This is a genomic window from Bacillus sp. NTK034, from assembly GCF_017303275.1.
GTDB lineage: Bacteria > Bacillota > Bacilli > Bacillales > Cytobacillaceae > Cytobacillus.
In genome coordinates, this window is the sequence record NZ_JAFKOJ010000005.1 from 171,711 (window position 1) to 190,677 (window position 18,967).

21 protein-coding genes are annotated in these 18,967 nt (G+C 42.7%); 2 read left to right on the top strand and 19 right to left on the bottom strand.

The window, feature by feature from the left end; translation table 11 throughout:
• The first annotated feature begins 701 nt into the window (after positions 1-701).
• Positions 702-1,418: a LysM peptidoglycan-binding and 3D domain-containing protein gene (locus JI665_RS15790; RefSeq protein ID WP_206840703.1), complete on the top strand. Its 717-nt coding sequence runs from the start codon at positions 702-704 to the stop codon at positions 1,416-1,418.
• 61 nt (positions 1,419-1,479) lie between these two features.
• Here JI665_RS15790 and JI665_RS15795 read toward each other — a convergent pair whose 3' ends face one another.
• Complete coding sequence (locus JI665_RS15795) at positions 1,480-1,710, bottom strand: hypothetical protein (protein ID WP_206840705.1); 231 nt, start codon at positions 1,708-1,710, stop codon at positions 1,480-1,482.
• 222 nt (positions 1,711-1,932) lie between these two features.
• On the opposite strand from JI665_RS15795, the gene JI665_RS15800 reads away from it, so the two are divergent.
• Positions 1,933-2,121: a hypothetical protein gene (locus JI665_RS15800; RefSeq protein ID WP_009332207.1), complete on the top strand. Its 189-nt coding sequence runs from the start codon at positions 1,933-1,935 to the stop codon at positions 2,119-2,121.
• 139 nt (positions 2,122-2,260) lie between these two features.
• On the opposite strand, the gene ftsZ is transcribed toward JI665_RS15800, so the two are convergent.
• The 18 genes from ftsZ to glyA form a co-directional block, all read right to left on the bottom strand.
• Positions 2,261-3,421 (bottom strand): cell division protein FtsZ, encoded by a 1,161-nt coding sequence (gene ftsZ, locus JI665_RS15805; protein WP_206840707.1) that lies wholly within the window; start codon positions 3,419-3,421, stop codon positions 2,261-2,263.
• A 211-nt stretch (positions 3,422-3,632) separates the two neighbouring features.
• Positions 3,633-4,040 (bottom strand): F0F1 ATP synthase subunit epsilon, encoded by a 408-nt coding sequence (locus tag JI665_RS15810; protein WP_206840709.1) that lies wholly within the window; start codon positions 4,038-4,040, stop codon positions 3,633-3,635.
• 22 nt (positions 4,041-4,062) lie between these two features.
• Complete coding sequence (atpD, locus tag JI665_RS15815) at positions 4,063-5,484, bottom strand: F0F1 ATP synthase subunit beta (protein WP_206840711.1); 1,422 nt, start codon at positions 5,482-5,484, stop codon at positions 4,063-4,065.
• 196 nt (positions 5,485-5,680) lie between these two features.
• On the bottom strand, positions 5,681-6,538 hold the full coding sequence (locus tag JI665_RS15820; protein WP_009332212.1) for a F0F1 ATP synthase subunit gamma: 858 nt from the start codon (positions 6,536-6,538) through the stop codon (positions 5,681-5,683).
• A gap of 85 nt (positions 6,539-6,623) precedes the next feature.
• On the bottom strand, positions 6,624-8,132 hold the full coding sequence (atpA, locus tag JI665_RS15825) for a F0F1 ATP synthase subunit alpha (protein WP_206840713.1): 1,509 nt from the start codon (positions 8,130-8,132) through the stop codon (positions 6,624-6,626).
• A 24-nt stretch (positions 8,133-8,156) separates the two neighbouring features.
• A complete protein-coding gene (locus tag JI665_RS15830; protein WP_019380612.1) occupies positions 8,157-8,693 on the bottom strand; it encodes a F0F1 ATP synthase subunit delta in 537 nt (178 codons plus the stop codon).
• Positions 8,690-9,211 carry a F0F1 ATP synthase subunit B gene (locus tag JI665_RS15835; RefSeq protein WP_206840715.1) on the bottom strand — a complete coding sequence of 174 codons (522 nt, stop codon included), beginning with the start codon at positions 9,209-9,211 and terminating at the stop codon, positions 8,690-8,692. The genes JI665_RS15830 and JI665_RS15835 overlap by 4 nt, the downstream gene beginning before the upstream one ends.
• Before the next feature lie 149 nt (positions 9,212-9,360).
• A complete protein-coding gene (atpE, locus tag JI665_RS15840; RefSeq protein WP_009332220.1) occupies positions 9,361-9,573 on the bottom strand; it encodes a F0F1 ATP synthase subunit C in 213 nt (70 codons plus the stop codon).
• Between the two features lie 75 nt (positions 9,574-9,648).
• Positions 9,649-10,362 carry a F0F1 ATP synthase subunit A gene (gene atpB, locus JI665_RS15845; protein ID WP_113882338.1) on the bottom strand — a complete coding sequence of 238 codons (714 nt, stop codon included), beginning with the start codon at positions 10,360-10,362 and terminating at the stop codon, positions 9,649-9,651.
• 21 nt (positions 10,363-10,383) lie between these two features.
• Positions 10,384-10,758, bottom strand: a complete 375-nt coding sequence (locus JI665_RS15850) for an ATP synthase subunit I (protein ID WP_206840717.1) — start codon at positions 10,756-10,758, stop codon at positions 10,384-10,386.
• Between the two features lie 5 nt (positions 10,759-10,763).
• The gene (locus JI665_RS15855; protein WP_206840719.1) at positions 10,764-10,985 is read right to left on the bottom strand and encodes an AtpZ/AtpI family protein; all 222 of its coding nucleotides are present in this window, start codon (positions 10,983-10,985) and stop codon (positions 10,764-10,766) included.
• Between the two features lie 301 nt (positions 10,986-11,286).
• The gene (locus JI665_RS15860; RefSeq protein WP_206840721.1) at positions 11,287-13,554 is read right to left on the bottom strand and encodes a S8 family serine peptidase; all 2,268 of its coding nucleotides are present in this window, start codon (positions 13,552-13,554) and stop codon (positions 11,287-11,289) included.
• A gap of 78 nt (positions 13,555-13,632) precedes the next feature.
• On the bottom strand, positions 13,633-14,922 hold the full coding sequence (locus tag JI665_RS15865; RefSeq protein ID WP_244671218.1) for a serine hydrolase: 1,290 nt from the start codon (positions 14,920-14,922) through the stop codon (positions 13,633-13,635).
• Between the two features lie 171 nt (positions 14,923-15,093).
• Positions 15,094-15,333, bottom strand: coding sequence for a hypothetical protein (locus JI665_RS15870; RefSeq protein WP_206840723.1), 240 nt, complete (start codon positions 15,331-15,333; stop codon positions 15,094-15,096).
• Positions 15,334-15,420: 87 nt separating this feature from the next.
• Entirely contained in the window at positions 15,421-16,017 is a 597-nt protein-coding gene (locus tag JI665_RS15875; protein WP_206840725.1) for a hypothetical protein, read from the bottom strand.
• Positions 16,018-16,238: 221 nt separating this feature from the next.
• Positions 16,239-16,574 carry a hypothetical protein gene (locus tag JI665_RS15880; protein ID WP_206840726.1) on the bottom strand — a complete coding sequence of 112 codons (336 nt, stop codon included), beginning with the start codon at positions 16,572-16,574 and terminating at the stop codon, positions 16,239-16,241.
• The gene (upp, locus tag JI665_RS15885) at positions 16,561-17,190 is read right to left on the bottom strand and encodes a uracil phosphoribosyltransferase (RefSeq protein ID WP_206840728.1); all 630 of its coding nucleotides are present in this window, start codon (positions 17,188-17,190) and stop codon (positions 16,561-16,563) included. The genes JI665_RS15880 and upp overlap by 14 nt, the downstream gene beginning before the upstream one ends.
• Positions 17,191-17,559: 369 nt before the next feature.
• A complete protein-coding gene (glyA, locus tag JI665_RS15890) occupies positions 17,560-18,801 on the bottom strand; it encodes a serine hydroxymethyltransferase (protein WP_206840729.1) in 1,242 nt (413 codons plus the stop codon).
• Positions 18,802-18,967: the final 166 nt, after the last annotated feature.

Genomic DNA, 18,967 nt, shown 5'->3' on the forward strand with positions numbered 1-18,967 from the left:
ATTATTGGAAATTATCGCTGGCGTCAAATCGAATCGCCGAGAAAGAGAATTTACATACGCATTTGTAAGCAAGTAACACACCTTCACTAGATTATATGAGCTTGCCCCCAGTCGATATCCATTAAATTCTTCTTTATTATTCATCTACCATTAAAAATGAAACTTACTGCTTTGTCAGTGAGATATCTAACACCTTAGGAGGATTTTTCATTAACAACTCACTTATATACCTTTTTATTTCTAAAAGTATGACACTTCTTATGCTGTAACTTCTTATATATATGCTGTTTATTAAAATAAAACCTTGTTCCTCAAGTTTTTCGGTCAATTTCCAGCATTTATCGGTCAAATTAGAATTTTATCGGTCAGAATTTGTATTTTATCGGCTGGTTCTCCTCTTTTATAGGTCACTTTTCCGATTTATCGGTCAGTTCCTGTTCTATCAACATTACAGCATTAACATGCTGACAATATAAAACCATATACAAAAGTTTCTATTTAATCCATCTTAAGGATTAAATATATCAAATATGACCGTTTCTGATGCTTTTTGTTCATCTATTATGAACATTATTATGTTTTGCCATTTCTTCGTTAATTTCATGAAATGTGCGTAATTGAATTATAACTTCCCTGTTCTTTTTCTCAGAATTTTCTGTGCTAGCATAGAAAATGTCAAACAAGCTATTAGGAGGCTTAATATGAAAAAGTATTTTTATTATCTGCTCGCAGCTATAACGATCTGGAGTACAGCAGGTGTGAGCGCACAAGCAGAAGAGGTAACAGTAAACAAAGGGGATACCCTGTGGTCCATAGCACAAAAACATGAAGTGTCCGTTCGGGATATAAAAAGCTGGAATGGTCTAACTGGAGATTTGATTCACCCAAATGATAAACTTAATGTTTCACCTGAAGAAATATACATAGTAAAATCCGGTGACACTCTCTGGAATATCGCTAAAACATACGGTATTAATGTACATAACCTTAAAAAATGGAATCAGCTGAACTCAGACCTTATTAAACCTGGTTTAGAGCTTATCATCTATAAAAATGGCTCGGCTAAGGAATCAACGCCTAAAACAGTTGTAAAAGCGGCTAACACAGAACAGCCTGCAGCTGAAACGGACAAAAGCCTGACTGTCACTGCAACTGCCTATACAGCCAGCTGCGAAGGATGCATCGGCATTACAAAAACAGGAGTAAATCTTATCGATAATCCGGATGCAAAAGTAATTGCGGTGGATCCGGACGTCATTCCTTTGGGTTCTAAGGTATTTGTAGAAGGATACGGCTATGCCACTGCCGAGGATATTGGCGGGGGAATTAATGGAAATGAAATTGATGTGTTTATACCTGCCACACCAGATGCAATGCAATGGGGAAGAAAAGAGGTAAAAGTTACGATTCTGAATTAAATCCTTTTAACGAAGAGGTCTCTCTCAGGGACCTCTTTAATTGTGCCATTCATAATAATGGCTACTTTTTAACCAAGTATATTTCAGACACACGGCAAAATGCTTTTAAAAGATTCTGCATGCATTTTATCCGAATCGCTTCGTCAAATAAAAATACGTTGAATATCTCCGCTTCAAGCATGATGAAGATTTTCATGGTAGCATCATCCTTATTGCTTATATGATTATTTGTAAAATAGCTGATTAATTCTCTTTCATAATATTCTATCGTTCCAAATAATACAGTCGACAAGGAAATCACCCCCTGGTTTTCTCCAACCTTGTCTTTCTTAGCACATGTTGATAATATATGACTCTATTCCGCGGGTTTCAACAAAATCTGACACTTTTAACAAAATAGTTAAATTAGTTAAAAAGACCATTCGTTTTTAATATAAATGAAACATGGCTGTTTCCTTTGAAATTATATTTTGTGATAAAGTTACCTTAAGAGCTTAAATTAGGAGAAATACATATGACTAAAAACAACTGCCCAGTTATTCAAAAATTCGATGAGCTCGTTAAAAAAAGCAATGAGCTCAAAAAAGAACTAGACGTTACTCCTTTTGAAGATAAACAAAAGTTCATGAGCCTTCTCAAAAAGCTCATGACCGTGCATAAGAATTTGGATCAGTTAACCCTATATGACCAGACAAAGTATTGAAATACTACAAGGACAGGCCTATGCCTGTCCTTTCTTCATTTGACTATCAACCACTCACCCACCAACATATCAACTATCAATAATAAACAATTATATTCATCTAAAAACAGGCTGCCCTCCTTGAGGCAGCCTGTTTTTATTAGTAGCGTCTTCTTCGGTTTCTAAGGAACGCAGGAGTATCAAGTGACTCTTCTTGCGGGTCAGCCTGCATCCGGTAATCTTCCTGAACCGGTTCCCGATGTTCTCTCCCCTGCCGGCGATTGCCCGGCTCTTCTGCATACTGATATGTATGAACATATTCTTTTTCTACTGGTGGCTTTGAACTAGGTTTAGCCCTTAGATCCTCTTGTTCATTAAAGCCGGTCGCAATAACCGTAACAAGTATTTCTTCTTTTAGGGAATCATTTATGACCGAGCCAAATATCATATTTACGTCTTCATCTGAAGCCGAAGCAACGATATCTGCAGCTTCTTGGACTTCATATAAGCTGATATTTGCTCCGCCTGTAATATTCATTATGACGCCGCGTGCTCCATTAATGGACGTTTCTAATAATGGACTTGATATTGCTTTTCGGGCTGCTTCTGCCGCCCGGTCTTCCCCGGTAGCAATTCCGATTCCCATCAATGCTGTTCCTTTATGGGACATAACTGTTTTAACATCGGCAAAATCAAGATTGATTAAACCAGGAACGGCAATCAAGTCCGAAATACCCTGAACACCCTGACGGAGGACATTATCCGCTTCCATAAACGCTTCAAGCATAGGTGTTTTCTTATCAATAATCTCTAATAAGCGATCATTTGGAATAATAATTAGCGTATCGACTGCTTTTTTCATCGCCTCAATGCCTGCATCTGCATTGGCTGCACGCTTACGGCCCTCAAACTTGAAGGGGCGGGTTACCACACCAATTGTCAGCGCGCCAACTTCACGGGCGATGCGTGCAATGGCAGGAGCTGCACCAGTTCCAGTTCCGCCGCCCATTCCAGCAGTAACAAATACCATGTCAGCACCCTTCAATACTTCACGAAGCTGGCTTTCACTTTCTTCCGCCGCTTTCCTGCCTACATCAGGATTTGCCCCTGCTCCCAGGCCCCTCGTTAAGGTAGCACCGATTTGCATGGTTACTTCTGCCTTTGATTGATTTAGAGCTTGTCCATCTGTATTAACAGCAATAAACTCTACACCCTCAACTCCATGTTCAATCATCCTGTTTACAGCGTTGTTTCCCCCGCCGCCGACTCCGATGACTTTGATCGTAGCATATTGGTCTATATTTGTATCAAACTCCAGCATTGCGGCTCCTCCTTTAATTCAAATAGACTTGCATGATTGCTTTAAAAAAGAGAGTAACCCATTAAAGGTATACTCTCTTCTATTGTAAAGGCCTATATTAAAGAATTCGAGTGATTTATCTATTTTTTGGGGCAATTTTCTTAAAATTCCGGTGGTAAATATTACTATTAAAAAAACACCCCCAGCTAAGCCAGGGGTGCTGATGTTTTTATTAAAACTTTCTTTCCGAAACTTCGATACGATTGATTGCACGCTGAAGTGCAAGCTCTGCACGGCGGAAATCAATGTTCTCACGCTTCTGCTCATTCAGGCGCTGTTCAGCACGCTGCTTCGCACGAATGGCTCGCTCTACATCAATTTCATCTGCTTGCTCAGCAGATTGCGCTAAAATCGTTACCTGCTCCGGACGAACTTCCAGGAATCCGCCGCTCACTGCGACGAAATCAGTTTTTCCGCCGTTTTTTAAACGAACGGCTCCAATTTGTAACGGTGCAACCATTGGAATGTGTCCAGGTAAAATTCCAAGCTCACCGCTTTGAGCTTTTGTGCTTACCATTTCCACATCTGATTCATACACCGGGCCATCGGGAGTAACAACACTGACTTTAATCGTCTTCATTTTTTACCCTCCTGGTCCAGAATTAGACCTCTACGCCCATTTTCTTAGCACTCTCGATAACTTCTTCGATTCGGCCGACAAGTCGGAATGCATCTTCTGGCAGGTGGTCATATTTTCCTTCAAGAATATCTTTGAAACCTTTAACAGTTTCTTTAACCGGTACGTATGAACCTGGCTGGCCAGTAAACTGCTCAGCAACGTGGAAGTTTTGTGATAAGAAGAACTGGATACGGCGCGCACGTGCTACGATGAGCTTGTCTTCATCAGAAAGCTCATCCATACCAAGGATCGCAATGATATCCTGAAGTTCTCTGTAACGCTGTAATGTCTGCTGTACCTGGCGTGCTACTGAGTAGTGCTCTTCTCCAACAATTTCCGGTGACAATGCACGGGAAGTGGAAGCAAGCGGATCCACCGCAGGGTAGATACCCATCTCAGAAAGCTTACGCTCAAGGTTAGTTGTTGCATCCAAGTGAGCGAATGTTGTAGCAGGAGCCGGATCCGTATAGTCATCGGCTGGTACGTAAATCGCCTGGATGGAAGTAACAGAACCTACGTTAGTAGATGTGATACGTTCCTGTAATTTACCCATTTCAGTAGCAAGTGTCGGCTGGTAACCAACGGCAGATGGCATACGGCCTAATAGGGCTGATACCTCTGAACCTGCCTGTGTGAAACGGAAGATGTTATCCATGAAGAATAGAACGTCCTGTCCCTGGTCATCACGGAAGAATTCTGCCATTGTCAAACCAGTCAGGGCAACACGCATACGCGCTCCTGGCGGCTCGTTCATCTGACCGAATACCATCGCTGTTTTCTTGATAACACCTGAGTCTGTCATTTCATGATAAAGGTCATTACCTTCACGAGTACGCTCACCTACACCGGCGAATACGGAAATACCGCCATGCTCCTGAGCGATGTTATTGATAAGCTCCTGGATTAATACGGTTTTACCTACTCCGGCACCACCGAAAAGACCGATTTTACCACCTTTAATGTAAGGGGCAAGAAGGTCTACTACCTTAATTCCAGTTTCAAGAATTTCTACTTCAGTAGAAAGCTGCTCAAACTTAGGAGCCTCTCTGTGGATAGAATCACGACGGGCATCTGCAGGGATTGCAGGATCTAAGTCGATTGATTCACCAAGTACGTTGAATACACGTCCAAGTGTTACATCACCTACTGGTACAGAGATTGAAGCACCAGTGTCAACAACTTCACTTCCGCGCTGTAAGCCGTCAGTAGAAGACATTGCAATGGTACGTACTGTATCATCACCTAAATGAAGGGCAACTTCAAGGGTTAAGTTGATGTCAACTTCAGATTCGTTACGCGCAGGATTTGTAACAGTCAATGCATTATAGATCTCAGGAAGCTGGCCGCTTTCGAACTTTACGTCAACAACCGGACCCATAACTTGAAGAACGCGTCCTTTGTTCATCTTTTTCCCTCCGTTCGTTTTACATAATGGAGAGCAGGCAACAACTCCACCTGCCAGCTCCGCTTTTCATTTGTCTAGCTTCAGCGCCAAGCCCCTCGAGGTCATAAGCCAAACCCTTTCGGAAGGAAAAAACGCCTTCCTGAAGGGCTTGACTTATGCTTATCGGGGCTGATCGAGGCGCTTCCGCTTTTCATTATTATTCTAACGCGGCTGCTCCGCCGACGATTTCGGTAATTTCCTGCGTGATGGCTGCCTGACGTGCGCGGTTATAGCTTAAGCTTAGTGAATTGATAAGGTCTTTAGCGTTATCCGTTGCATTTTGCATAGCCGTCATCCTTGCAGCATGCTCACTTGCCTTACTGTCTAAAAGCGCTCCGTAGATTAAGCTTTCAGCGTATTGAGGCAGCAATACTTTTAAAATTTCTTCAGCGGAAGGTTCAAACTCATAAGATGTAAGCTTTTTCGAGCTGGAGATATCCGTAAGCGGAAGAAGCTTCTTCTCTGTTACATCCTGTTGAATCGCGCTGACATAATGGCTGTAGTACATATATAATTCATCAAATGTCTCATCAGCGAACATGCCAACTGTTTTGCTGGCAATATCTTTGATTTCAGCAAATGCTGGCTGGTCTGCAACGGCAACGATATCCAGAATGACGTTCATATTGCGCTTTTTGAAAAAGTCGCGGCCAACACGTCCGATCGCAATGATTGCATATTCATCCGGTGATTTATGGCGCTTTTGAATCGTCTGGTAGACATTCCGCAAAACGTTACTGTTATAAGCTCCCGCAAGTCCGCGGTCAGACGTGATTACCAGGTAACCAGTTTTCTTGACAGGGCGGCTGGTCAGCATTGGATGTGATACATCCTTGCTTCCCAAAGCGATGGATGCCGTAACTTCCTGGATTTTCTCCATATAAGGCACGAATGACTTTGCATTCATTTCTGCCTTATTCATTTTCGCAGCCGATACCATCTGCATTGCTTTAGTAATTTGACTCGTTTTCTTCGTAGAAGTAATACGATTTTTTATATCGCGTAATGATGCCACAGGTTCTCACCACCCTTATACAAGTTTGTCAGAACCGAATTGAGCTGCTTAGATGGGGAGCACTTCCCCATCCAGGCAATCTCCATTATTCGGATACTGCGAAAGTTTTCTTAAAGTCGTTAATCGCAGATGTCATATCGTCATCAGAAGGAAGTTCTTTAGTAGTCACGATATGGTCTAACAAATCTTTGCGGTTATGGTCTAACCATGAAAGGAATTCAGATTCGAAACGACGAATATCCTGTACAGGAATGTCATCTAAGAAACCGCGAGTTAGAGCGTAAAGGATTGCAACCTGCTTCTCAACTTTTAGCGGCTTGTTAAGATCCTGCTTTAGAACCTCTACTGTACGGGCACCACGGTTAAGTTTAGCCTGTGTTGCTTTATCAAGGTCAGAACCGAACTGGGCAAATGATTCAAGTTCACGGTATGAAGCAAGGTCAAGACGCAGTGTACCTGCAACCTTTTTCATTGCTTTGATCTGTGCAGATCCACCTACACGTGATACAGAAAGACCTGCGTTGATCGCCGGACGTACACCAGAGAAGAATAGGTCTGACTGAAGGAAAATTTGTCCGTCAGTGATTGAGATAACGTTTGTTGGAATATATGCAGAAACGTCTCCTGCTTGTGTTTCGATAAATGGAAGCGCAGTGATTGAACCTGCACCTTTCGCATCGCTTAGCTTAGCAGCGCGCTCAAGCAAGCGGCTGTGCAAGTAGAATACGTCCCCTGGATAAGCTTCACGGCCTGGAGGACGGCGCAATAGCAATGAAAGCTCACGGTAAGCAGAAGCTTGCTTTGTTAAGTCATCATACACAACAAGAACGTGCTTGCCGTTGTACATGAACTCTTCACCCATTGTTACACCAGCGTAAGGAGCTAAGTATAGCATTGGAGCAGGCTGTGATGCAGATGCTGTTACAACGATTGTGTAATCCAGGGCACCTTGCTTACGAAGTGTTTCTACTGCATTACGAACTGTAGATTCTTTTTGTCCGATTGCCACGTAGATACATACCATATCCTGATCTTTTTGGTTCAGGATCGTATCGATTGCAACGGAAGTTTTACCTGTTTGACGGTCACCGATGATTAACTCACGCTGTCCGCGGCCGATTGGCACAAGAGCGTCAATCGCCTTGATACCTGTCTGAAGCGGCTCGTGTACGGATTTACGATCCATAACACCTGGTGCCGGGCTTTCAATTGGACGTGATTTAGTTGTGTTGATTGGTCCCATGCCATCTACTGGCTGTCCAAGAGGGTTTACTACGCGGCCGATCAGTTCTTCACCAACCGGTACCTCCATGATGCGGCCCGTACGGCGTACTTCATCGCCTTCACGGATTTCTGTAAATGGTCCTAAAATGATAATACCGACGTTATTTTCTTCAAGGTTTTGTGCCATACCCATAACGCCGTTTGAAAATTCAACAAGTTCTCCAGCCATGACATTGTCGAGGCCATGAGCACGAGCGATACCGTCACCAACAGAGATAACCGTACCTACATCACTCACTTGAATTTCCGACTGATAGTTTTCGATTTGCTTTTTTATCAGCGCACTGATTTCTTCAGCATTGATGCTCATGAGTTTCACCCCTATCTACGAATCTTAGCCTAATAATTGACGTTCAAGACGCTCTAGCTTCCCGCGCAAGCTGCCGTCGAAAATCCGGTTTCCGATTCGAAGCTTGATGCCGCCGAGCAAGTTAGTATCAACTATATTGTCAATACGAAGTGATTTTTTTCCAACCTTAGCTGCAAATGACACAGATAATGCTTCCTTCTCTGCTTCAGTCAGCGGACGAACAGTGTATACTTTCGCATCCGCAATCCCTTTTTTATCATTCGCAAGGCTTATAAAATGATCTGCCACATCAGAGATATGATCTTCGCGGTGGCGTTCAATTAATATCATTAACGTATTTAGTACAAACGTGTTCACAGATGCAAATGCGTCTTTTAAAATCTCTTTTTTCTTCTCAATTGAAAGCTTTGGAGATTTCAATACAGACTTTAAATCTGAGTTATTCGTTACTACTTCTTTCACTGCACGAAGCTCTTCTTCCATTTGGTCAAGAAGCTGGTGTTCATTCGCAAGCTGGAAAAGAGCCAACGCGTAGCGCTTTGCTACTGTGGAGCCCGTCATCGCTTTTCTCCTGCCTCTTGAATGTATTCATTGATCAGCTTTTCTTGATCAGCTGCGCTTAATTCCTTCTCAATAACCTTGGAAGCAATTAGGACAGACAATGAAGCGACCTGCTCGCGGATAGCGGCAACCGCCTGTTCTTTCTGCTGCTCGATTTCAAGCTTAGCAGATTCCTTAATGCGTTCAGACTCAGTGCGGGCAGCCGCAATGATCTCCTCGCGCTGCACGTCGCCTTGTTTCTTCGCATTTTCGATAAGGCCCTGTGCTTCTGTACGTGCTTCTTTTAAAAGACTTCTTTGCTCTTCTAAAAGTTTTTTTGCTTCTGTACGGCTTTCTTCTGCCGCTTGGATTTCACTGGCAATGTGCTCTTCACGCTGCTGCATAATGCCCATTAAAGGACCCCACGCGAATTTTTTCAGCAATGCCAACAAGATGATGAACATAATCAGCTGGTACAAAATGTCCCCGCCGTTAAAACCGCCGCCTGCAGCGCCTAATACTAGACTGTTTGTTAACACCCTCGATTCACTCCCTTCAAGAGTTGTTCCACTTATGAAACGGAGTCATATGCATGATTCCGAATTAGTTTTACGGTAAAAAAACATAAAGGAATGGCGAAGGTTCATGGAATGATCTTCGCCATTTAGAACGATTGGTACAGTATTAATTAACCGCCGATAACCATGAACGCGATAACAACGCCGATGATCGGAACAGCCTCTACTAACGCAACCCCGATGAACATTGTAGTTTGAAGCATACCGCGAGCTTCTGGCTGGCGAGCCATACCTTCAACTGTTTTTGATACGATAAGACCGTTACCGATACCGGCACCTAGTGCTGCTAAACCGATTGCAATTGCTGCTGCTAAAAGACCCATTATTGAGTTCCTCCTTAAATTGTATAAAAATTTATTTGTTTAAAATGTTTTGTCCATGAAATGAACAGGTATATATTAATGGTCATGACTCACTTTGTGTGCCATATAAACCATTGTTAACATACAGAAAATGAATGCCTGGATAGATCCGACAAAGATCGAGAATCCTTGCCATACAAGTGTCGGCAGGATTGCTGCAAGCATTCCGCCTACACCGGCGTGAGCCAGTCCTCCGACAAGCAATGTCAGCAGGATTTCACCTGCATAAATATTACCGTATAGACGAAGTCCCAACGTCAGAGTGTTTGCAAACTCTTCAATGATTTTCAATGGGAACAAGAAAGGCATTGGCCTGATAAAATCACGGCCGTATTCTCCTACTCCTTTAAGCTTTACGCCATAGTAATGCGAAAGCCCAACAACCATTGCCGCTAATGTTAATGTGATAACAGGATCGGCTGTTGGCGATTTCCACCATAAAGTGTGATCATAAGTGATTGCGAACGGAAGTCCGAGCATGTTTGAAACAAAGATATACATGATCAGGGTTAATCCAAGGATATGGAATCTTCCGCCTGTCTTCCAGTCCATCGTGCTGTTAATGATATTCTTAACAAAATCCATAATCCATTCGAAGAAATTTTGCATCCCCGTTGGTTTCATGGCCAATCGACGGGTTGAAAGCAAAGCAATAATGAAAACAACAGCACTTGCCACTGTAATCATCAGTACGTTTGATAAGTTAAAATTCAATCCTAAAAAGTCCACTATAGGAGCTTCATGATGCAATAGTGTTCACCTCTCTTCCCGCTATTTACGTAATTGAAAAGATTGAAGAAAATAATCTATCATAATGACAATATAGGATGTCATTAATCCAAATACCACACTGATCAGATGCAGCTTATCAGGATATTCCAAAGCGATCATGACAGCAAAAACTGCTGTAGCCATTCTGGATACCGTTCCAAGTGAACGCACCTTCTCGCCTCTCTCGACTGCCTCTCCAAACTGCAGCGCCTTTCGTGATATCAGCCACAGATTGAACAGACTCAAGCCTGTACCAAAGATCAAGCCCAGAAAAATAGATTGATATGGTGTAAAACCCCAGCCGAGAACGTATACAGACAACAAAAGGAATATGTATTTTCGCTGTCTTTGAAAAGTTACTTTGATTTCCGGCATGATGTTCATTCTCCTGTGAAGAAATGTTGGATTAAGCGAAGCATGGCGTATATCCCGGCGCCCAGTCCAATGAACAAGCCAATTAATAGGAATAACGGCTCTGTTCCTGCCTTGCTGTCAAACCACCTTCCGGCGAAAATGCCAATGAGCGTGGAACCTACTAACTGAGAAAGAATGGCGGACATTAAGGCCATCGCCTTAAATGGGTTGCGGTCATTTTGACGCATAAAAACGCATCCTCCCTTAAGAGAATGGTAAGTGGGTTTTGAGGCCATAATTAATCACATTAACATCATGCAGAAGTGGGAAATATGTCTGCAAAAATATTTTGAAAACCCTATCATCTTTTACCCTTTGTAAGCATACAATAGGGCTTTGTCAATGTCAATGCGTTTGGAGTGAAAAAGTTCACAAACAAAAAGGTAAAAATATGGTATGTTCACATATTTATCACATTTAAATTTCGGATTTCTATTGAAAAAGGAGCGAGTTTCTGCATCTCTCCTGAAAGCGCTTTATTCTTAGGTCTCACCTGCTTAGCCAGCTCTTGTTATTAGCCAATGGTTCCGGGTCCCCAAGCTGCCCATCCGGTCTCACAAAGAGATAAGTTTCAATCCAATCTTCCTTTCCGGCTTTTTTGGCAAATACCTTTGCAAGGTACAGCCCTGGCCCCGGAAGCTTATTTGCAGGAATTTCCTGCAGCAGCTGTCCTTTGCCAGCATTTCTTTTCCAGTCCAAAAATCCCATGAACCGGAGGCTTTCCGAATCAAACAAGGCAATTCCGAACTCTTCTGCTCCGCCAGGAAGATACACTTCATAGCGATACGTGCCCGGCTTATCTCCTTTGCCCAGCCCGAATCCCATAACCCTTGGATAATCCGGCTCCTCAAGCACATACAGATATGGAATCCTGATGGTTTCGGCACCTGCCTTCATCAGCAAGTACCCATCATGGATTTTTTTCTTTAAAAGAGTAGGATCTGCAGACATTTTGATTTCCGCCTTTTTCTTTTCACCCGGGTTAAGTTGAAACGCTATGGGCATTTCCCAATTGATGCCTTGGTCTTTATAGGGTACGGAAAAGGAATAGGTCTGTGTTTTTTCACTTATATTTTCAACCGTTATAAAACTGCTGTGTTCATGCAGCCTGTCCGCGATCTGAAATTTCCCAAATTGCAGTGAAGCCGGGAGGACAAGCGTTTCTGCTTTCAGCGCTTGATCAAGCTGGATTCTGCCTGCTCCCTGCTCATAAGTTCTATATGTTTGTCCTTCTGTATTCTTAAGAAGCATAGCGGTGTTCATAAGTGCTGCCTTAATCTGTTCCGGCCCCCATTCAGGATGAGCCTGTTTCAGGATGGCACACGCTCCTGCAACATGCGGAGCGGCCATGCTCGTCCCCTGCAGCGGCAGGTATCCGCCAGGAATGGTGCTATTAATGGCGACTCCAGGAGCCACAACATCCGGTTTGATTTCCCATGTGGATGTAACGGGTCCCCGTGAGCTAAAGTCAGCCAGTATATCTCTTTCTTCTATTATATTTGTCCGGGCAAGGAGTCTTCCTTCATTAATAAGCTTCTTAAGGCCCTCTCCTTCTTCCTTTGATACCGCCGCAACCGGAATTGGAACTCCACTGTCCAGATTGCCAAAGAACCTGCCTTTTGTATTATTAAAAATAATAATCCCTTCTGCTCCTGCTTCCATAGCATGGACGGCTTTATCTGTAAAGGTTAGTTCCCCTCTTTCCACTAATACAATTTTCCCCTGGGCATTTTTCAATTCATCCTCCTGCCCCAGTCCGCCATAGGTGATTTCATAGGAACGGTCAAATTCCCAATCCTTTGAGCCCTGCAGTAAATCAAGACGAATTTCCCGCCCGCCTAAGCTTAAAAATGGCACCTTTATTGTTGGTGTAGAGGCTCCTACAGAAATGGCCTTCGACGCAGTGCCCGGTGAACCGACCGTCCAAATATTTGGGCCCGAATTGCCCGATGAAGTGACAGCCGTTATCCCTTTTTCAACTGCTTTATTCAGGGCCATGCTTATTGGAAGGTCAGGTCCGTTTACGTTATTTCCCAAGGAAAGGTTTAACACATCAACTTTATCCTTTATTGCCTGTTCGATGGCAGCTATCACCTGTTCTGTTGTTCCGCTGCCGCCTGGTCCGAGAGCCCTGTAGGCGATAATGGTTGCTTCTGGTGCGACCCCCTGAATTCTGCCATTTGCAGCAATGATTCCCGCGACGTGAGTGCCGTGCAGTGTGCCTTGTCCCCCGGCAGCCTTTGTTTCCATCGGATCCTTATCATTATCCACCAGATCACGTCCGCCGCCATAGCTCCTTCGTAAATCGGGATGATTATAATCGATGCCGGTATCGATTACGCCTACTTTCACACCTTTGCCTGTGAGGCGCTGATTATTTCTATCATAAAAGCCTCTGGCATTAATGCCGCCAATCAGCTTGATATTATCATCTGAATGAACATGATAGGTATTAACCGGTGAAACAGAAGATACTGACTCTATCTTTTGCAGTCTTTGCAATGCAGATTGCTTTCCTTTAACTGAAAAGCCGTTTAATGCCTGATTGAATGTATGCCTAATTTCCAGATCAGGATTGTGGTCTATCATTTTTTTCATTTCCTGTTCATTCTTCGCATCCTTTAGTACTACAATAGCCACTTTTTCTATATCAGTTGACTCTTTCGGAATAGGAGGGTGTGAAAGTGTCCGGGCAGAAACAGGAGTTTGGCTCAAATACAAGGATATTACTGTAATGATCAGTAAGAATTTTTTCATTAGAAAACCCACCCTCTTTTTGTTTTAGGGTGGGCTGATTAGGTACCTTGTATGCGTAAATCGATATAAAATAAACGGCTAGTTCAAGGATTCATAAACAATATTAGCTACTTCCTTAGAAAGAGCGCCAGTGCTGCGGTATGATCCGCTTGGTAAAGGGCCATTGTTTTGTTTGTTCGTCAGCAGGATAATCTGCAGGTTTTCCTCTGGATCTATAATAACCTGGGTTCCAGTAAAACCAGTATGGCCAAAGGCTATGTCAGAATAATGATCTCCCATATACCAGCTTTTATCCAGCTCCCAGCCATATCCCTGGCCAAAGCGCTGAGGTGAGGTAAAGATATCAATCACTTCTTTATCATACATTATGGTTTTTCCATAAGTTCCGCCATTTAACATGGTCTGGCCCAATACGGCAAGGTCCCTTGCTGTTGAAAATAAACCGGCATGGCCTGCTATTCCTTTATTGCCATAGAAGCTATTCCCATCATTAACTTCTCCTACCAAGGTGTAATTTCTCCAGTATTTAAACATATCCGGGCTTTCTTCAACATAGTACCCGAAATTAGGGTCATCAATCATTTTATATTCATATGGATTCCCCCAGGAAGTAGCTGCAATTTTTTGCTTTAAATGGTCAGGTGGAGCAAACATCGTATCTTGCATTTTTAACGGTTTATAAATATTTTCTTCTAAGAACTTATCCAGTTTTAATCCACTTATCTCTTCAATTAAAAAACCCAGAATCATAAAGCTAAAATCGCTATATCTTCTATCCGTGCCAGTCGGGTATTCGAGGGGCAGCTGGTTTATATAATTCAGTACCTCTTCCGAATTATCAGCATATAGGTATGTCGGCTTCCAGGGAGTCAATCCTGAGGTGTGTGTCAGCAAATCAGCTACTGTAATATTTTCTTTTCCATGCTGGGCAAACTCAGGTATATATTTAGATACCTTGTCATTGACTGATAGTTCTCCATCGCTAACAAGCTTCATAATACCCTGAGTTGTTCCCAACACCTTCGTAACTGAAGCCAGATCGAAGATTGTTTTCTTTTTCATTTTCCGGGGATTACTGAGTAATTCCCCCATATCGTATTTTTGTGCATATCCATACGCTTCTTCTTTAACAATCTTTCCATCCTTGGCCACGAGAACCACTGCACCGGGTGTAACACCATCCTCAATAGCACCTGTAATGGCTTTATCAATGCCCTTCAATTTTTCAGGATCAAAGCCCGCTGTTTTCGGATGGGCATGACTTAATTTCTGGCCGGACTTCTCTTTGGCATTCACCATATTTCCAGAAAACACTGCAGAACTTAAGACTAATGCCAGTACTATTAACAATAACTTTAACCTTTTCAAATTTTCATCTCCTTTGCAGATTAACCAATATACAATATTCTGTATAATTAATTTTATCTATCTTTTTATTGATTATCAATATAATTTTTAGTATTTTCAGAAAATAGTCCTTTTAGATTATAATATAGAATAAAAGCCATCAAATTAATGATGGCTTACTCCCTTTATGTATTAAAACAGCTGATTCGGTTCAAGTTTTCCTTTTTGAATTAAACGGTCCCGTTTCTTATCTCTCCACATATCCGTAATGGTCGCGGCTATTAATAATACTGTAAGCAGGATCCCTTTTCCTTCTGCCAGTTTAAATACCAGAGCGATTACACCTTCAGACATGAAGGTACCAATTAATGAACCCAGCAGCATGATGATCCAGACAATTAATGCTCCTTCTAATACGGCTAATGCTCTCATTTATTCGACCTCCAGGTATTTAAAATCATTATGCCAATACCCTGAAGACAGCAGTCTAAACGTAAATCTTGCAATTCGGGCATACTTTTACTTTCCAAATATCTTCTGCCAGATGCTTTTGCTTTTTTCAGCCTCTAATGCACCGGCTACTTCTTCTACAGACTTTTGTGTCGCCATCAGTTTTTCATAGAGGGAAGTGACTTTTTCGCTCTCTTTTTCATAGCCTTGTGCATGGGCATTTCTTAAATCTTCAATTGTGAGTTTGAGCTCATGCACCTCATGTATCAGCTGCTTGTTTTGCTCTCTGATTTTATTCTGGGTTAGACGGGACTGTTCATTTTGCTGAACGAGAAAGCTGACCAGCTTTTTCATATCTGTCAGCTCTGAATTCACATTCACCAGTGAAGTGGTGCTGCTTTCTTCGTCATCCTCCACGGTAATGATGACTGGGATACCTGCATCCTCTAGCTTTGCGGCGACTTCCTCTTTTTTTAACCCATCTGAATATAATTTCCTGATGAATTTAAGCTTTTCAATTTCAGAAGCCTGGATTTTATAGCGATTATGTTCTTTCCGATAATTTATGTATTCTGCATGCTCCTGCAAATAACGCTTTAGGCTATTCTCAGGTATGTCCGGAAGCGCCTCTTTAAGCTCCTTCATTGTCAAATACTGATTTGCCAACGTCCTCAGCACCTTTCTTGGTATCTTTGCCGATCACCCAGCCGTTGCTGGGCATTACCCATGTCCAACCACCTAACCGCCAACAAAACCACCATCAACATTTTTGCGGTGAATAGTCCATCAATAAAGTCATTTCTGCTTCATTTCTTCAACCATGACCAAACCAATTTAACACACTAAAAAACCGATATATCAACATTTTATAAATAGCTATACAACCATCAGCACGTTAACCGCTTATATACTGCGGGAATTTCACTTCCATTTCTTCTATACTCTATCATAACTTTTCCAGCATTGAGGCGAAAGAGACTTTTAACATAAATATTGATTAATACTATAAAAATTCCTCTGCTCATTATCAACCACCCAACCACCAACATATCAACCACGTTATTTTCTAGTATTCTGACACTCTTCTCCCCTCCCCTTTTTAGAAAAGAACAGAAAAATGCACCTCTAATTATAAGAGGTGCATTTTCAACAAATTTAATTGCAGAACTGTTAAAATCTCTTTTGAAAAAATATGATAGTAAAAATTTTTTACTTCGTTCCAAATAAACGGTCACCTGCATCACCAAGACCAGGAACAATATAGCCTTTTTCGTTCAATTTTTCGTCTAAAGCTGCGATATAGATGTCAACGTCAGGATGAGCCTCTTTTACAGCCTCTACACCTTCCGGAGCGGCAATGAGACACATGAATTTAATGTTTTTTCCTCCGCGTTTTTTAAGGGAGTGAATGGCTTCAACCGCTGAACCGCCAGTTGCAAGCATTGGGTCAACCACGATGAAATCTCTTTCTTCCACATCACTAGGAAGCTTTACATAGTATTCAACCGGCTGAAGTGTTTCCGGGTCGCGATATAAACCGATATGACCTACTTTTGCAGCCGGGATCAGCTTCAGGATACCGTCAACCATTCCAATTCCCGCACGCAGAATAGGGATAATTCCTATCTTCTTACCTGCCAGTACGCTAGACTTCATCGTGCTGACCGGTGTTTCAATTGTAATTTCTTCTAAAGGCATATCACGGGTGATTTCGAATGCCATAAGTGTTGCCACTTCATCGACAAGCTCACGGAATTCCTTTGTTCCCGTACTTTTTTCACGAATGTATGTAAGCTTATGCTGAATTAATGGATGGTCAAAAACGTAAACCTTTGCCATGAGTATCTCTCCTTTTCAATATGCAGATTAGTCGAACCACACTTCGTCTAATTTTACAGAAAAACAGTTCCATCGGCAACTATGATTCGTTTTTGTAAAAGAAAAGTCATTTATATAAGAAAAGCGGAAGCGCCTCGTTCACCCCCGACAAGCACATGGCGAGCCTCACGGTAAGGCGTTCTTTGCCTTTTTGAGAGGATTGGCTTGTGACCTCGAGGGGGTAGGCGCTCCTCCTAAAAGCTAACGCTTTTAGTCCTGCGATGATGATGCTGTCGGAGTGTTCCTTGTGGAGCTAGACAGATCTCGAAGTTCAAAATTTTCTTATATAAGCATGGAAAAACCGGCCCCATGCTGAGACCGGCTGATTAATTAATATTCTGGATATAGAGTGAAGCTGCCTGTTAAGGCTTCGACGCGCTGAGCCGCTTCTTGAAGCTTCCCTTCATCTTCATGATTTTTAAGTGTGAAGGCAATGATGGATGCAATTTCCTGCATTTCTTTTTCGCCAAATCCGCGGGACGTAACGGCCGCTGTACCGATGCGGATGCCGCTTGTCACGAATGGGCTTTCCGGATCGAAAGGAATCGTGTTTTTGTTGACTGTAATGCCGACCTCATCAAGCACTTTCTCAGCTACCTTCCCTGTTAAGCCCAGGGAACGAAGGTCAACTAAAAGCAAGTGGTTGTCTGTGCCTGCAGATACAAGATCGATTCCTTCAGCCTGCAATGCTTCAGCCAGCTTTTTGGCATTAGAAATAATATTGCCTGCATATGTTTTGAATTCTTCCTGAAGCGCTTCGCCGAAGGCAACCGCTTTTGCCGCAATAACGTGCATTAAAGGACCGCCCTGGATTCCAGGGAAAATGGATTTATCAATTTTCTTTGCATATTCTTCTTTGCAGAGAATCATGCCGCCGCGCGGTCCGCGCAATGTCTTATGCGTAGTAGTTGTAACAAAGTCCGCGAACGGAACCGGATTCTGATGAAGCCCAGCAGCTACAAGGCCTGCAATATGAGCCATATCAACCATCAGCATGGCACCGACTTCATCGGCAATTTCCCGGAAACGCTTGAAGTCAATTTCACGCGGATAAGCACTTGCACCCGCTACAATTAGTTTCGGTTTATGCTGACGGGCCTTTTCAAGCACATCATCATAATTGATGCGATGTGTTTCTTTATCCACTCCATATTCGACGAAATTGTACTGCACGCCGCTGAAGTTTACAGGGCTGCCGTGAGTTAAATGTCCGCCATGGGATAAATTCATGCCAAGAACAGTGTCTCCCTGCTCCAGGACAGTGAAGTATACAGCCATATTTGCCTGTGCTCCTGAATGCGGCTGCACGTTCACATGCTCCGCGCCGAAAATTTCTTTCGCACGGTCACGGGCTAGATCTTCGACTACATCCACATGTTCACATCCGCCATAATAGCGTCTGCCTGGATAGCCTTCAGCATACTTGTTTGTTAAAACACTACCCTGTGCTTCCATTACCGCTTCACTGACAAAGTTTTCAGAAGCGATTAATTCAATCTTTGATCTCTGGCGTCCTAATTCTTCCTCAATCGACTTGAAAACCTGCTCATCCTGCTGTGCTAAATGCTTCATAAGAATCCTCCCTTTTCTCCAACACACTTTTAATAAAGGAAAGCGTTGTGAAGGCTCTCCATTTTTATGTATCGATCTTTTTGTGAAAATTCTTTTTCATTTTAGCATGTTTTCCGAAAAAGTGACAGGCACCTATACCAGTTTGATGAAGTGGTATAGGTGCCTG